We start from the raw sequence: 15,054 nt of genomic DNA, 5'->3' as shown, positions 1-15,054 counted from the left end.
ACATGGCTGAATTTCCAGTCGGAAGAAATTCAGCCATGTATCTTGGGCATGCTTTATTAAAGTTGATTCCGGATATAAGCAGACAACTGTTGCAGAGCGGCTTCGTTTCTCTTGTAGTAGGTCCACTGGCCGTAGCGGTTCACTTCTAACAAACCGGCCCTCTGCAGCATTAACAGATACTGAGAAACGGTCGATTGGGATAAACCCGCTTTCTCTTGAATGTGGCTGACACAAACCCCGATTTTCTTACTGTCACCGCCTTCTTGGGAGGGAAAGTATTTCTCCGGTTCTTTCAACCAATGAAGAATTTGCAGGCGCGTTTCGTTCGATAGAGCTTTAAAAATTAAAATAGGATCCATGTGCTTCATTATATCGTCGAATACCGATATGTCAATATTCCAGAAAAGTGTAAATTTTGTCGATTCGACCTGCTACATCTCCTCATATGAATGCACTTCCTTGTAAACGGAGATAAGCACCAGCGCAGGACCCTCGCCGGTGTTCGTTACTTTATGGGGGACACTGGCGTTCCAGCTGAACGAATCCCCTTCTTCCAGTACGGCTGAATCTTCGCCCTGCTCTGCCAGCAGGGTTCCTTTCAAGACGAAATGGCATTCTTCTCCCTCATGGATGTTATCGCCGGTCGTTGCCCCCGGGGGGAATTCGACGATCATCATGCGCAGTCCTCCCTGTGCCGAGAGATGCTCGACCTTCAATTTTTGTTTGCCGGTTGTGGTAAGCTTTCTTTCTTCCTTTCGAGTCACCTGCATCCGTTGTTCTTCGTGCAGCAGCAAATAAGGGAGAGGCACTTTGAGAAAGGCGGCTATGCTCTCTAATGTAGCGATGGAAGGAGAGGTTTTATTATTTTCGACATTGCTGATAAACCCTTTGGATAGACCGGTTCCCTCGCACAGCTGGGGAATGGTTAGTTTTTTACGTTTGCGTATAGCGCGAATGGTAGCTCCGATATTCATCATGAATGCCCCTTGGTTTAGTCGTAAATATATAATATTCATAATACCAAACAAACGGTTGACACTCCAAGCGTCGCATGATAGTTTAAAGTTAACAAATATGAACCTAAGTATTCTATAAGAATACAAATGAAGGGAGATTGATTCCGTGACTATCGACTATAGGTATGACGTGCAGCTGCCTTCTTCCTATGACCCCGAGAAGAAGTATCCGGCCATTTTCGCCCTGCATGGACTTGGTTCTAACGAGAAGAACATGATGGGGTTATTGGACGGGTTGAAGGATGATTTTATTGTGATCGGCGTCCGCGGAAATCTGTCCCAAGGGAGCGGGTATGCTTATTTCCATATTAAAAGCATCGGCAATCCGATTCGCGAACACTTTGATCAATCGATCCGGGAGCTGGAACGTTTTATCCGCTGCGCTACCGATAAATACGCCATTGACCCTGGCCGCCGCTACCTTCTCGGTTTCAGCCAGGGTGCGATTCTTTCCATGTCGCTGGCGCTGGTCATGGGAGAGCAGTTGAAAGGGATCGTTGCCTTAAACGGATATATTCCGGCTTTCGTGCAGCACGAATACCCGCATCAATCGGTGAAGAATATGTCCGTCTTCATCTGCCACGGCGAGTATGATCTCGTATTTCCGCAGCAGCTGGGCGACGCGAACCATGCCTATTTCCGCGGATTGTCCAACCATGTCACGTACAAAACGTATGCGGCCGCCCATGAGGTGACCTCCGATAATCGAAGAGATTTCACGCTATGGCTGCTGCAAGATGCCAACAATAACCGATAAGGAGCTTACCTGTGATCCCTTCCTATTTTATTGCGCATGGCGCCCCGTCGCTGGCGTTGGAACAGAATGAATACACGGCCTTTCTGAAGCAATTGGCTTCAGAGCTGCCGAAGCCGAGAGCCATCGTCCTGTTTTCCGCCCACTGGGAGAGCAGAGAACAACAAATCGCCGGCGCCGAATCGTATGGTACGATCTATGACTTTTCCGGGTTTCAAAAGGAGCTGTACGAAGTTCAATATCCTGCTTCCGGCGATTCGGCGATTGCAAGCGAGATTCAAGATTTATTCCGGCAAGAGAACATTGCCGCCGGAATCGATACCGTCCGGGGATTGGATCACGGCGCTTGGGTCGTCCTGCGTCTGCTCTATCCGGCGGCCGATATCCCGGTCATCGCGCTCTCCGTCAACCGTCATTTGTCGAATGCCGAGCAATACCGGATCGGCAAAGCGTTATCCTCCCTTCGGGAGAAACATATATTGATGATCGGAAGCGGGGGAACGGTGCATAATTTGCGGCGCTTGGAGTGGGGAGGATCGTCCCGTGTCAACGATTGGGCCTTACAATTTGATAGCTGGCTGGAGGACAAGCTGACAGCATGGGATCTGGAGGCGCTATTTCAATACGATCGCTTGGCGCCGTTTGCCCGGGAAGCCGTGCCGACCCCGGAGCATTTTATCCCCTTACTGCTGGCTATGGGAACCGGCGACCCGAACCGAAGGGCGAGCTTATCGCACCGAAGCTATCAATACGGCAGCTTGAGTTTAAGCTGCTGGAAGTTCGAGTAAGGCGAGCGCAGCATGGAGCGGTAAGCGACGCTGATCACGGCCAAGAAGCCAAGTGTCAGGAAACCGAAGGAGATCAAAACAAAATTTTCCAAGACAGGATTGACAAAATCAGGATAAACAAATAGAATGATTATAAGATAATAAATTATAAGCCGATAATTAAAAGTAAGTAAATTTCATTAGGAGGCATCATATCTATGGCTAAATCGAAATGGAACGTCGATCCCACGCACAGCAGTATCGATTTCACGATTAAACACATGATGATTGCTAAAGTTAAAGGAGCCTTTCATTCCTTCGAGGCCCAGATTGAAGCCGATCCGGAAGACCTCACATCGGCCGATATTCAATTGCAGGTCGACTTAAGCAGCATTGATACACGCAATAACGACCGCGATAATCATTTGCGCTCGGCCGATTTCTTCGATATTGAGCAACACCCGAAATTGACGTTCCAATCTACTCAAATCACCAAAACCGGCGATGGAGAATACGATGTGACCGGCAATCTGACGCTTCATGGCGTAACTCGTTCCGAAACGTTCTCCGTCACATTCGAGGGTGCGGGCAAAGATCCGTGGGGGAATGAGAAAGTTGGATTCAGCGGGCAAGGAAAACTCAAACGCAGCGACTATGGTTTAACGTATAACGCTGTCCTGGAAACAGGCGGAGTGCTCATCGGCGATGAGGTTAAATTTACGATTGAAATTGAAGCTTCTAAGCAAGCGTAACGATAAGGGAAAGGCAGGGGGCACAGCCCGCCTGCCTTTTTTCGGCTTTATCCGTCCACACCGGGAGATGGGGATCCTAGCCGTCCGAGTCAGGCGGTTCCCCACGATTCGTGAAAGATAAGATGGGTAAGACTTCTTCTTTTTTCCCAATTCGCTGCTTCCAGGATCGGTTTGGAGGGATAATGCTCGGTATATCCAACGGATAGCAGAGCAACAGGCTCGATGTGGGGAGGGATACTTAAAATATCACGGACGTCGGCTTTTTTATAAAAGCTGACCCAGCCCATAGCAAGACCCTCGGCGCAGGCTGACAGCCACATGTTCTGTATGGCGCAAGCCGTAGATAAGATGTCGGTTTCCGGGATCGAATTTCGTCCTAAGACATGGGAACCTCCGCGAGTGGGGTCGCACGTGACACAGATGGTCAGCGGCGCCTGCTTGATGCCTTCCACCTTTAAGCTTAAAAACTGGTCCTGCCGGCCGTCTTCGTAATGGATGGCCAACGCCCGTCTTTCTTTATCGGCTGCCCAAGCCAGCCTTGCCTTAATCTCTTCCTTCGTTATTAAAATAAAATTCCATGGCTGCATGAAGCCTACCGAAGGGCCATGATGTGCCGCATCAAGCAAATTCATGATCGTTTCAGGAGGAATCGGATCGGTTAAAAAGGTTCTTACGTCTCTTCTCGTGTGAATGATTTTGTAAAAGGCTTCTTTTTCTTGTTCGTTAAACACGCAGGCATCCCCCCCATGACAAAACACGTCTATACGCCTTTCATTATACCGAAAAAGGAAACGTTTGGCTGCCGTATTGGATGCGGGAGTGAATGGGTTTGCTCAAGGCGCAATACTTTTCTCTACGACAAATTCGTCTGCAATCATCCTCCATATATCGGGATCCTCCATCCCTAACCGCCAAAGGGCGATTCCCCGGATGCCGAGGCGCTGGGCCGCCAGAAGCTTGGCGCGAATGCTCGCCGCATTCTCAAACCATACTTCATGCTCGTTGCCGGACTCATCCGTATAAGCGAACATAGGCGTTTGTGTTTTTTGATCGAAAGTGATGGTTTTATTGTATTTTTTCGCAAGGTCCATCGCCATATCGTAAGTCGCATACGTATTCCGGCCGGTCGTCAAATTGAAATCAAAACCGAATACGGAAACGGCAGCCGTAATTTTTCGGCCCGGCATTTTCGTTAAGGCATATTTGATGACGCTTTCCATCCATCCGATGGAAACGACCGGACCGGGGCCGCTTCCCGGCCAGCCGTGCTCGTTATAAAGCATGACCACCAGCTCATCGACAACTTCCCCAAGAAGCGCATAATTGAATGGAGCGGAGAAAGGATTGGTCGGTTCGTCAGAAGTGCGTGACGGGGCAGCGACGGAATAATAATACCCTAAACGCTTTAATTCCCGGCCCAATTCCCGATAGAACGAGTTAAGCAATTCTCTGTCCTCGTAATGAACATCTTCAAAGTCGATATTCACGCCGTCGAAGTTATAGGTTTGCAGAAGACGGATCACATGTTGGATAAACCCTTTGCGGGTATCGGAGCTGGCCAGCATCCGCCGGACCACTTCCTTATTGACCTCCTGATTGCCCCGTTCATATAGAAGGTTATGAATGGTGGCAAGCATTTTGACATTGTGGCGGTGACCGAACTCGACCTCTTGCCGCATATAAGAATCATCGAACACGGGAAACTTCTCGACTTGCGTCGGGCTTTCCCTGTTTATACGGAAATGGAACATCCCGACATTGGACAGCTGGGCGCTTTGCTGCACGAAGACCTGATGGGAGCTGGGCAAGGTCGGTCCTTCTTCTTCCGTATAATAGCCCAATATTTCCTTGATCGGGCGTTCGCCGTCATGCGCAACCAGGTTGACGACGTCGCGGAATATCCAGCCCGGCCTGTTGTTATATAGCCGAACCCGAACCCAATCGCCGGCAATCCCGGTCACAGGAAGACGGGCGCCGCGGTCCATTTGGGCGATGACCGAGAACCCCGTCCCCGCATAGCTGCGCACATTGGCCGTTTCGACCGTGACCACCACCTCGGTATAGACGGGAATTCGCAGTCTTTGGCCCACATAGAGCGATGCCGATGTCAGGCTGTTCAGGACCATGATCGCATCTACGGTCGTGTTGAATCTCCGGGCAATCGAGTAGAGCGAATCGCCCGGCTGTACTTGGTACATGAACGGCAAAGCTACAGGAACAGTCAACGTTTGGCCAACGTAAAGGACGGACGAAGTCAGACGATTCGCTTTCATTAAAGCCTCTACGGTAATTCCGAACCGTCTGGCGATGAGATAAAGCGAATCGCCTTGTTGAACCACATAAGTCAGCATGGACAATCTCCCTTTACACGTTTATCCATACTATGCTATTCACAAAGCCTATCCAATAGGACGGACATGCAGAAGATGATCGGGATGCCCCGGAAGCAACTTCTTCCAAAAACGCTTGACATACCGACCGACGGTCTGTATTATGGAATACATAACATACCGACGGTCGGTATACAACAAAAATAAGTGCTCGGAAAAGGAAGGGATACGAAATGTCCACCCGTAAATACGTCATTTTTGCCTTGTTGATCAACGGTCTCGCACCTTGGGCCATTTATGAATGGTTATCCCATTACATGAGCAGTATAGCGGCCTTATCCATTGCAACGCTAGTGCCGCTCGCGGATAACGTCGTTCATTTGATCAAGCACAAGAAGCTGGATGCGTTCGGGACGTTAATGCTTTTCACTTTGGTGCTGACGCTTGTACTCGTATCCTTCGGGGGAAGCGAGAAAATATTGCTGGTTCGGGAGTCGCTTATTACGGGAGCGGTTGGACTCGTCTTTCTGGGCTCTCTTTTGTTCAAGCGTCCGCTCATGTTTTACCTGGTTGTCCGATTTCTCAATAAGGACATTTCCGACAATTGGAAATATGATTATTTCCGGTTTGTCATGCGATTAATGACCTTGGTTTGGGGGGGCATGCTGCTTCTGGAGTCGGTTGTCCGTGTGATCCTGGTGTTTCAACTGACCACCTCGCAATTTCTGGCTTTGTCCAACTTCGTGCTGTATGGTTTTGTCGGCGCGGCTATTGTATGGACCGTCGTTTATCGGAAGAAATCTGCCCGGCGTCTTGAACAAATCAAGCTTCAGTCGGAATAAGAAGAGAATCGGGGGGTAGCTATGCATATTGCAGCCTTGCAGCGTCAGGATCATAAGAGCGTGATGCATTTGTACAAAGCGGTTACGAGTCACCTCAGAGAGAACGGTATTTATCAATGGGACCGCTTCTATCCGAATCGGTTCGTCATTCATAACGATCTCAAGAACGGCTGCCTGTTCGGGGTGAAGCAGGATGGGGCCGTCATTGCGGCGGTCGTCGTGGATGAAAAGCAAAGCTCCAAATATTTACAAGTAAACTGGCAAGATCGTCAGGGAAAAGCAGCCTGTATTCATCGTCTTGCGGTTCATCCGGATTATCAGGGAATGGGACTCGGGAAGAAGCTGCTTCAATTTGCGGAGCAATATACGTTAACGCAAGGATGCTCCAGCATCCGGCTGGATGTGTACTCCGCGAATGAGACGGCATTAGCGATGTATACACGAGCCGGGTATATGCATACCGGAGCCGTCCAATTTCCTTTCCGGAGTACGCCTTACTATTGTTTTGAGAAAATATTGTAAATGCACCCGCATTACAATTATCTGCCGTTACAGCAAGCAGCCGCAGGCGTATGCCTGCGGCGTTCTTCTCAATAAGGCTCTGCTTCGTGTCCCTTTTGCTGCGCTTTCTTGACAGCTTGTTCAGGATCGGTTTGTCCGCTTTCGATTTTGATCTGATCGGCCCGGGTTAACCCTTCTGCCACACGCCGGCCGTAGTCGGCGTCCGCTTCCGTAAAATGACGGATCATGCGCTCGCGGATATCGCTCTTGCACATGCTGAGCGCATCGACCAGATTGTTAATGAGCTCATCCCGTTCCCAATCCTCGAATGACCGGTACGTCTCGCCGGCCTGCTTGAAGTCGCACGTCCGATCGATCTTCTGGCGGACCAGCTTCGCTTCGTAGTAGGGCTCGTGATCTTTGCCCCGCTTGGGCGCCTCCTGCAAACCGCCCATGGACGAGGGCTCGTAGTTCACATGAGGGTTTTGTCCGGGGGCGCGGTCCGGGCGATACTGCATTTGTCCGCCGCTCTGGTTCGTTGCGACATGTGTCTTCGGCGCATTAATCGGAAGCTGCAAATAGTTGGTCCCTACGCGGTGCCGCTGGGTATCGGAATAGGAGAACGTGCGCCCCTGCAGCAGCTTGTCGTCCGAGAAGTCCAGCCCGTCCACCAGAACGCCGGTACCGAATGCGGCCTGTTCGACTTCGGTGAAATAGTCCTCGGGGTTGCGGTTCAACGTCATCTTGCCTACCGGCAGGAAAGGAAATTGATCGGTAGGCCACAGCTTGGTAGGATCCAGCGGATCAAAATCGAGTTCGGGATGCTCGTCGTCGCTCATGATTTGAACGCAAAGCTCCCACTCCGGATAGTCGCCCCGCTCGATGGCCTGGTACAGATCCAGTGTCGCATGGTTGAAATTCACCGCCTGAATCTCGTTGGCCTCCGGCTGCAGCAGGTTTTTAATTCCCTGCTTCAACGGCTCCCAATGGTACTTTACGAGCACAGCTTCCCCAGCCTCATTTACCCACTTGTAGGTATTGACGCCGGAGCCCTGCATTTGCCGGTAGTTGGCGGGAATCCCCCATGGAGAAAAGAGAAACGTGATCATATGGGTAGCTTCCGGACTTAACGATACAAAATCGAAGAAGCGCTGCATATCCTGCACATTCGTAATGGGGTCCGGCTTGAAGGCGTGAATCATGTCGGGAAATTTCAACGGATCGCGGATAAAAAAGATCTTCAGGTTATTGCCCACCATATCCCAATTGCCGTCTTCGGTATAAAATTTAACCGCAAAACCGCGGGGATCGCGGAGCGTCTCCGGCGAATGCGTGCCATGTATGACCGTAGAAAATCGGACGAAGACAGGGGTTTGTTTTCCCGGCTGCTGGAGCAGCTTGGCGCGGGTGTATTTCGCAATGGGCTCGTCCCCGGCTTTCCCGTAGGCCTCAAAAATACCGTGGGCTCCGGCTCCCCGCGCATGAACGACCCGCTCCGGAATGCGTTCACGGTCAAAGTGGGTAATCTTCTCCAGGTAATGGTAATTTTCCAGCGTACTGGGCCCCCGGCTGCCAACCGTTCGGATGTTCTGGTTGTCCGTGACCGGATGCCCCTGACGGGTCGTCAGCGTTTGGCTCGCTGCGGAGAGATTGGGGCTCGTTTCGCTTTTCTTATCGTGATTCAATGGTATACCCCTTTCGGATTAAAGTTTCCGAATACTATTATTTGCCAGTCGGCACCCGTATCATTCATGGATTTACATTGGTCAAAGGCTGAAAGTGAAGATCATAAGTGACGGAAATTTTCATTTTCTCCCACTGATCCATCCATTCTTGTTCAGGGACGCCCTTCGAGAATGGGGTTCGCGTGACATTCCCGAGCTGCAAGGGATCGACTTTCCAGCGCTGCATTTTTTGCAGCAGGGCTGTAGTCTGTTTCTCCAGGTAGGACTTTATTTCCTGGTTGAGCTCGGCTAATTGGCCGGGTTCCAATATATTTTCATTCCCCCGGTATTCCTCAATCCGGCCGTTCAGATCGACGTGCATATACATGGACGAATGATCTTCATTGATTCGCGCATCGACCTTGGAGCGAATATGACCTACAGCGACCGATAATTCCGGTATGGGGAGGAATTTCAGGTAACGATCGTTGTCAATGAGCTGGATAATTTGGTCATCGGCTTGTTTAACGTTTGCTATAAGCTTGTCATGCTTGAAGAAAGCGGTTCCTTCAGTAAGTAAAATTTTCGTTGTTGACCTTGAAGACAGGCAGCATCGGGTACGAATACGGAGAGTAAAGCTTTTTCATGAAATGATGCAGATTGACGATCGTCAGCTCGCCTTGATTTTTTTTCTCGTAATGTTTGAGCATGCGGTAAAGAAAATAATCAAGATTTTCTTGCTTTAGCAGTTGACTGTTGATGTAATCGTCAAAGCTTCCTTTTACGATCACCAGATAAAGGCGATGCGAAATATCGGGGTCCGTCAATAAGTTGTTAAGCAGCGAATCGATCCCTTTTTTGGCAAGGTCTTCATGGATTAACAGCATTCGAAGCTGTCCGGCTTTCAATTCGCGGTAATAAAGCAAATTAAATCCCCTTCCCCCTTGTTTAATGAGATCGACTTGCAGCTTGAGAATACGCTTTCTTTCCCTAATCAGCGGCGGTACCAGCGTGCTGATCGTCAGCTTCCCTTCACCCGCATCCTCAAGCGACCAGAAAATGACAGGGGAAAGCTCCTCGATCATATTGTTCTCCACGAACGGGGCGCATCCTGTCAGCAGCAACAAACCGCTCAATACGACCATTAACGCACACCTTTGGATATGCCGCATAGCTAGACACGCCTCTTTCGTTTAAGGGTTATCAGAAGGACTGCGGGAGCGAGCAGATACGTACATGCGCCTGACCAGCTCTGCAGGCTGAGCCACATGTTCTGATCGGTTCCTGCATCCCAAAACCAATTGCTTACCGCGAACATACAGAGAAGTACAGCCGTACCGCTTAACAGAAGCCCGATCTGGCTGGTCTTGGCGTGTACTCTGCCTGCAATGATCCGCACAGCCCCATAGCATAATAACAAGAAGAGAGCCATCACATACATGAAGTAAATCATATGTACCGACACCAGAAAGATGTCCACGCGCTCAAAAACCGGGGATTGCAAGTATCGTACCATACTCACAATCGAAAACTTGATCGTGTTCAAGTAGTGGGAACCATAAAATAATAACGCGCCGATAAACAGAAACAAATATTCCCAAATTGTGTATGCATTTGCAGCAGTAAAATATTTCAGCGTCTTCTGCCGCGGATTAAGCCAAGGGGTTAACAGGATCAAATATTCCGGACCTGACAAGGCGGACAAAATGAATAACAGCGATTTCCATGTAAACGCCGACCCGCTTGCAGGGATCAGCGGATATAAATCGGTCAGCGATGCAGTCGGCGAAAAATAAAAGGGAACAAAGACGATAACCATCCAGCACGTACTTAAACAAGCGATCATGATAAAGCGGATCATGTTCTCCATGCCTTGAGCCGCCAAGTAAAAACTCATCAGGATGGCAAAAAGAATCAGCCAATTCCGGTTCATCGACGGAAAAATATACTGATGAATAATATCGGTGTAGCCCTGCGTGACAACGGTGATCTTGATCAAGATGAACAATAGGCCTGCCATCGCAAGCAAACGCACCGTCCGCTCGCCAAAAAGCAGCACAAATCCTTCATAGCCCTGTTCAGAAAGATCGGAAGCAAACCATCTGGAGAGCATGATCAGATTAACCTGCGATAATAACCCCATGGCGATAATGGCCCAGATCATATAGGGATGAACTAAAAACGCAGGCATAACCAGGACGAAGTAAAGCATTTGAAGCCGGTTTACCAGAAACATGGCGTATACGCCGCCATAGGGAGACGTTTTATTGAATAGTGAAGAAGACGTCAAGTTATTTTCTCCTTTGGCTGTTTTCGCCATTTATATAAAGGCTTTAAAGATTCAGGACGGACATTCATGAAACGCAAAGGACCGCGTATGAAAAGATCCATCCATTCTTTCCAGTAAAAGGGGGATACAGGCGCCAAATAAGGTTGTTTCAGGGAAGTAAGTCCATTCAGATGAGCAAGCACTGCGGTCGAACCGAGCACCATCCCGGGGATACCCAATAAAGACGCGAGCGCCAGAAAAAGGAACTGAATGATCAAACTTGATTTGGTCACCAGATAGTTGGGAACCAGGAACGAGGCAACGGCCGAAATACCCATCAGAACAATCAATACCTGACTGGCGAAGCCGGCTTGCACCGCCGCTTGTCCGATGACGATCCCGCCGATCACCCCAAGGGTTTGACTTGTTTTGGTCGGCATCCGCAAGCTGGCTTCTTTCAGAATTTCCAGCGTAACCAACATCAGAAACGCTTCCCAGAACGGCGTAAACGGCAATTTGCTTCTCGATTCCAGGATAACAAAAAGAATTTGCAGCGGAAGCATCTGATAGTGGTGCGTCGTTAAGGCAACGTACATCGGAATCAGCGTGATCGACAGGAAAAAGCTAAAGTATCGAAGACAACGCAAAACACTGGCCACCAGCCAACGGTTAATGTAGTCCTCAGGGGACTGAAACAGATGGAACAAGGTAATCGGAGCGATTAAGGCAAACGGTGTATTGTTCACCAGCAATACAAGTTTACCCAGCCCAAGCGAATACGCGCAGGAATCGGGCCGGTCCGTTTGCATAAACTGCGGAAACAAACTGTGATTCTGGTCCTCCATGAACGCGGCAACATGGGAGGAATCCAGAAAAAGATCGAAGTCGATCGCCGTTATTTTATTTCTTGCTATGGATATGAACTCCGGGTTGGTCAATCCATCGATGTACATGAGGACAACCGTTGTTTGACTTAGGGAACCAAGCGTAAATGTCTCCGTTTTTAGCGCCGCTAAGGGAAGCCTCCTGCGAATTAAAGTAATATTTTGTTCCAATTGTTCGCTGAAGCTGTCTTTAGGTCCGAATATAATGCTTTCCGTTTCGGAGGTTTCGATGGAACGGGCCAACGGATTGGGTAACGGCACGGCCCACCACTCGTCCCGGATTCCGTCATGGATGAGCACGGACCCTTGCAGAAGGTGCTTCCTCGCCTCATTCAAAGCCGTGATTTTCGCATCATGGGGGGCCGCCAGACTGCCGATGATCGTGTCGTGAGAGCGGCCGTTCAGCGGTCCGATAACGGCTTCATTCAAACGCTCCTGATCGATTAACGTTCGAATGAACAGAAGTGTCACCGGATGACCCTGTCCGGTTTGGCGTTCTATGATTTCGGCATCATTCATGTTCACTACGAGTTGTTTTAGGGCATCGAGTGTTACGGACATGATCATTCATCACCTGGAGTTCATATTTGACCACGCATGTTCAAGAATATGGCATATGAGGATCATCGGCTTTATTATGTTCAGGCAGGTGTGCCTTTATCCAGAACGAGGAAATGGTTTGGTGAATATATATACCTAATACAGCATGGGGAAAACTTGCCAGCCCTAAATCGCAAGTAATCTGGATGTTAAGGCTGAAACATGGTATAATTTCATTATAATCATCGGAAAAGGAGGTGTATTTGCATGTTCTCGCGTGATATCTCGTCCAATCGTTGGATTCCTTTAGTTTTAATGATGGTGTTTATGCTTTTCGCTACTCCGACTCCCGGTCTCGAGGTAAGCGCCGGCGAATCGGCTCGCACCTCAATGTCTCATGGCATGGAATTTTTTACCTCCAACCAAGCGACTGTTCGGAAGCACTCCTCGGCTACCGAAGGCTTGCGGCTTGCAGGGCATATCTCTGCCTTCTCTTTTCTGCTGCTTGCTATGAAGAATGCCGCCTCGAGAGCGCTTCCAAAAGCCCGCGTTTCCTTTCGTCCGCAAATCGCGCGCCGTTTAACCCGGCTGTTATTATCCCCCATTAAGTTTACCTCCCTCTTCGTGTAGTTGTTTCTTCCTGCCCCTGTCGGTTATTGACAATCTGACATGCGATCATTCCATGAACGAACAGCCTTTTTTCGGTTATGTCCGAACGTTTATTTGTGCTGGGCTCATCTGTAAACTGAATCTTCCCAATTTTTCAAGGAATGCGATAATCAAATGCGCACTTGCTTCGTTTAAAAAAAACGACAGCGTAGGGTCTGTTTGCTGTTGTCTGAAAACTGTCCCTATAAGACGATAATGATACCATGGACCTTGCGCCGAAACGTTCTGTACGTGTCGGATTAAGGATAGGGAAAATTAAATATAGGAGGGTTATCGATATGACAATTCGAGAAAGCGATCTCCCTGGAATCGGGAAAAAATTTCAAATCACGACACGGGGGGGAGACAAGCTGGTGATCGTCGTCCATGATGACGGCAGGCGGGAATGCTACCATTTTGATTACGAGGACTCCGACGAGAGTATTTCTTTAGTTACGCTGGATGATGATGAAGCGCGGTTAGTCGCGGGCATTATTGGCGGGATGACGTACAAGCCAAAGGCGCTGGAGACGATGGAAATGGCGCTGGATGATCTTATTATTGAATGGTATCGGGTGGAGCCCGAGTACAAATGCGTCGGCAAAACCATAGGCGAGCTGAACGTGCGTCAAACTTCAGGCGCAACCATTATCGCCGTTGTCGAGAAGCAATCCAAGCATATCAATCCGGGGCCCGAAGTTGTCCTAAAGGCGGAATCGACGCTTGTTGTAGCGGGAGAAAGGAGGCAGCAGAAACATTTCAAAAATATTCTAATGAATGGAAGTGAGTGACCTATGAACTACATCGTATTTGAAATCGGGTTGGCGATTGCGCTCATTGCGCTTGCCGGACTGCTGTCCGCCAAGCTGCGCTTCTCCGTTATTCCCTTCTATATATTGGTTGGCATGGCGGTCGGCCCGCATTCCTTCGAGTGGTGGCACTTTGATCTGAGGTTTATAGAAAGTGCGCCATTGATCGATTTTTTGGGCCGGATAGGCGTTCTGTTCCTGCTCTTTTATTTGGGGCTTGAGTTTTCGGTGGGGCGGTTGATTAAATCGGGCCGGTCCATCGCTGTAGGCGGTACCATTTATATCGCGATCAATTTCACGCTGGGTCTCCTGTTCGGCTTCGTGGCGGGGCTTCCCTTTCTGGAGATGCTTATCGTAGCGGGGATTACGACGATTTCCTCCAGTGCGATCGTGGCCAAGGTGCTGGTTGATCTGAAACGTACGGCCAATCCGGAGACGGAGATGATACTCGGCATCATTATGTTCGAGGACGTATTTCTCGCTATCTACATCTCGGTCGTCTCCGGTCTTGTTCTCAGCGGCTCCTCCTCGTTGGGAGGCGTCCTCTTGTCCGCGTCCATCGCGCTCGGGTTTATGCTGCTCGTGCTGATCATCGGACGCAAAGCGGTTCCGCTGCTCAACCGGCTGTTGAATATTCGCTCGAATGAGCTGTTCTTGCTCGTCATTTTCGCCGGGCTGTTCATTATCGCCGGGTTCTCGGAAACGATCCATGTGGCGGAGGCGATCGGAGCGCTGCTCGTCGGGCTGGTGCTCGCCGAAACCGAGCATATGAAGCGGATCGAGCATCTGATTTTACCGTTTCGCGATTTTTTCGGGGCGATCTTCTTCTTCAGCTTCGGTCTGACGATCGATCCCTTCTCGCTCGGCGGCGCCGTCTGGCTGTCTTTAGGCGCGGTCGCGCTGACGCTGCTCGGCAATTTCGCCGCAGGCATGTGGGCCGGGCATAGCGCCGGCTTGTCTCCGAAAGCGTCTGTGAATATCGGACTCACGATTGTGGCGCGCGGCGAATTTTCAATTATTATGGCCAACCTGGCCAAAGCGGGAGGCTTGCTGCCGATCGTGCAGCCGTTTGCGGCGCTGTACGTATTGATTCTGGCGGTGCTGGGGCCGCTGCTAACGAAGGAAACCAAAGTGATATACAAAGGCCTGGATCGCGTATTTAAACTATCCCGATTAAACCGTGAGAAACAAAAGGGATAAAGCTGCAGCAGCAGGAATGCGAGTCTGTTACAAAAGCGTCGAGTCAAGGAGCTTCTAACCCATGTGGTGAGGAGGAAC

The 15,054-nt window shown here is 49.8% G+C and carries 17 protein-coding genes; 8 read left to right on the top strand and 9 right to left on the bottom strand.

Features of this window, described 5'->3' with window-relative positions; genetic code table 11:
* Window positions 1-56 precede the first annotated feature (56 nt).
* Together PVA01S_RS03510 and PVA01S_RS03505 are read right to left on the bottom strand one after the other, a co-directional pair.
* Window positions 57-359, bottom strand: coding sequence for an ArsR/SmtB family transcription factor (locus PVA01S_RS03510; protein ID WP_054797234.1), 303 nt, complete (start codon window positions 357-359; stop codon window positions 57-59).
* Between the two features lie 72 nt (window positions 360-431).
* On the bottom strand, window positions 432-974 hold the full coding sequence (locus PVA01S_RS03505) for a helix-turn-helix domain-containing protein (protein WP_127605386.1): 543 nt from the start codon (window positions 972-974) through the stop codon (window positions 432-434).
* 148 nt (window positions 975-1,122) lie between these two features.
* On the opposite strand from PVA01S_RS03505, the gene PVA01S_RS03500 reads away from it, so the two are divergent.
* The 3 genes from PVA01S_RS03500 to PVA01S_RS03490 all read left to right on the top strand — a co-directional run bounded on the left by PVA01S_RS03500 (window position 1,123) and on the right by PVA01S_RS03490 (window position 3,289).
* The gene (locus PVA01S_RS03500) at window positions 1,123-1,773 is read left to right on the top strand and encodes an alpha/beta hydrolase (protein ID WP_127605214.1); all 651 of its coding nucleotides are present in this window, start codon (window positions 1,123-1,125) and stop codon (window positions 1,771-1,773) included.
* Between the two features lie 11 nt (window positions 1,774-1,784).
* Complete coding sequence (locus PVA01S_RS03495) at window positions 1,785-2,558, top strand: DODA-type extradiol aromatic ring-opening family dioxygenase (RefSeq protein WP_127605211.1); 774 nt, start codon at window positions 1,785-1,787, stop codon at window positions 2,556-2,558.
* A gap of 197 nt (window positions 2,559-2,755) precedes the next feature.
* Window positions 2,756-3,289 carry a YceI family protein gene (locus PVA01S_RS03490; RefSeq protein WP_054797227.1) on the top strand — a complete coding sequence of 178 codons (534 nt, stop codon included), beginning with the start codon at window positions 2,756-2,758 and terminating at the stop codon, window positions 3,287-3,289.
* Between the two features lie 89 nt (window positions 3,290-3,378).
* On the opposite strand, the gene bluB is transcribed toward PVA01S_RS03490, so the two are convergent.
* Together bluB and PVA01S_RS03480 are read right to left on the bottom strand one after the other, a co-directional pair.
* Window positions 3,379-4,020 (bottom strand): 5,6-dimethylbenzimidazole synthase, encoded by a 642-nt coding sequence (gene bluB, locus PVA01S_RS03485; RefSeq protein WP_127605209.1) that lies wholly within the window; start codon window positions 4,018-4,020, stop codon window positions 3,379-3,381.
* A 102-nt stretch (window positions 4,021-4,122) separates the two neighbouring features.
* On the bottom strand, window positions 4,123-5,640 hold the full coding sequence (locus PVA01S_RS03480) for a LysM peptidoglycan-binding domain-containing protein (RefSeq protein ID WP_127605207.1): 1,518 nt from the start codon (window positions 5,638-5,640) through the stop codon (window positions 4,123-4,125).
* Between the two features lie 212 nt (window positions 5,641-5,852).
* Between PVA01S_RS03480 and PVA01S_RS03475 the strand changes: the two genes are divergently transcribed.
* Together PVA01S_RS03475 and PVA01S_RS03470 are read left to right on the top strand one after the other, a co-directional pair.
* A complete protein-coding gene (locus tag PVA01S_RS03475; RefSeq protein ID WP_054797226.1) occupies window positions 5,853-6,461 on the top strand; it encodes a VC0807 family protein in 609 nt (202 codons plus the stop codon).
* A gap of 21 nt (window positions 6,462-6,482) precedes the next feature.
* On the top strand, window positions 6,483-6,983 hold the full coding sequence (locus PVA01S_RS03470; RefSeq protein ID WP_054797225.1) for a GNAT family N-acetyltransferase: 501 nt from the start codon (window positions 6,483-6,485) through the stop codon (window positions 6,981-6,983).
* Window positions 6,984-7,051: 68 nt separating this feature from the next.
* On the opposite strand, the gene PVA01S_RS03465 is transcribed toward PVA01S_RS03470, so the two are convergent.
* The 5 genes from PVA01S_RS03465 to PVA01S_RS03450 all read right to left on the bottom strand — a co-directional run bounded on the left by PVA01S_RS03465 (window position 7,052) and on the right by PVA01S_RS03450 (window position 12,340).
* Window positions 7,052-8,647: a catalase gene (locus PVA01S_RS03465; protein ID WP_174817554.1), complete on the bottom strand. Its 1,596-nt coding sequence runs from the start codon at window positions 8,645-8,647 to the stop codon at window positions 7,052-7,054.
* Window positions 8,648-8,711: 64 nt separating this feature from the next.
* Window positions 8,712-9,164: a Ger(x)C family spore germination C-terminal domain-containing protein gene (locus PVA01S_RS27610; protein ID WP_307720666.1), complete on the bottom strand. Its 453-nt coding sequence runs from the start codon at window positions 9,162-9,164 to the stop codon at window positions 8,712-8,714.
* Between the two features lie 31 nt (window positions 9,165-9,195).
* Window positions 9,196-9,771, bottom strand: coding sequence for a Ger(x)C family spore germination protein (locus tag PVA01S_RS27605; RefSeq protein ID WP_307720665.1), 576 nt, complete (start codon window positions 9,769-9,771; stop codon window positions 9,196-9,198).
* A 29-nt stretch (window positions 9,772-9,800) separates the two neighbouring features.
* Entirely contained in the window at window positions 9,801-10,916 is a 1,116-nt protein-coding gene (locus tag PVA01S_RS03455) for a GerAB/ArcD/ProY family transporter (protein ID WP_127605203.1), read from the bottom strand.
* Entirely contained in the window at window positions 10,913-12,340 is a 1,428-nt protein-coding gene (locus PVA01S_RS03450) for a spore germination protein (RefSeq protein WP_244932885.1), read from the bottom strand. The genes PVA01S_RS03455 and PVA01S_RS03450 overlap by 4 nt, the downstream gene beginning before the upstream one ends.
* A gap of 246 nt (window positions 12,341-12,586) precedes the next feature.
* Between PVA01S_RS03450 and PVA01S_RS03445 the strand changes: the two genes are divergently transcribed.
* From PVA01S_RS03445 to PVA01S_RS03435, 3 genes are all read left to right on the top strand, one after another.
* Complete coding sequence (locus PVA01S_RS03445) at window positions 12,587-12,949, top strand: hypothetical protein (protein ID WP_054799747.1); 363 nt, start codon at window positions 12,587-12,589, stop codon at window positions 12,947-12,949.
* 317 nt (window positions 12,950-13,266) lie between these two features.
* Window positions 13,267-13,758 carry a cation:proton antiporter regulatory subunit gene (locus PVA01S_RS03440; protein WP_127605199.1) on the top strand — a complete coding sequence of 164 codons (492 nt, stop codon included), beginning with the start codon at window positions 13,267-13,269 and terminating at the stop codon, window positions 13,756-13,758.
* A 3-nt stretch (window positions 13,759-13,761) separates the two neighbouring features.
* The gene (locus PVA01S_RS03435) at window positions 13,762-14,976 is read left to right on the top strand and encodes a cation:proton antiporter (RefSeq protein WP_127605197.1); all 1,215 of its coding nucleotides are present in this window, start codon (window positions 13,762-13,764) and stop codon (window positions 14,974-14,976) included.
* The last annotated feature ends 78 nt before the right edge of the window (window positions 14,977-15,054 follow it).

Source organism: Paenibacillus validus NBRC 15382, assembly GCF_004000985.1.
Classification (GTDB): domain Bacteria; phylum Bacillota; class Bacilli; order Paenibacillales; family NBRC-103111; genus Paenibacillus_G; species Paenibacillus_G validus.
The sequence above is the reverse complement of the archived record's forward strand: the minus strand, read 5'-3'. Positions and strand labels throughout refer to the sequence as shown.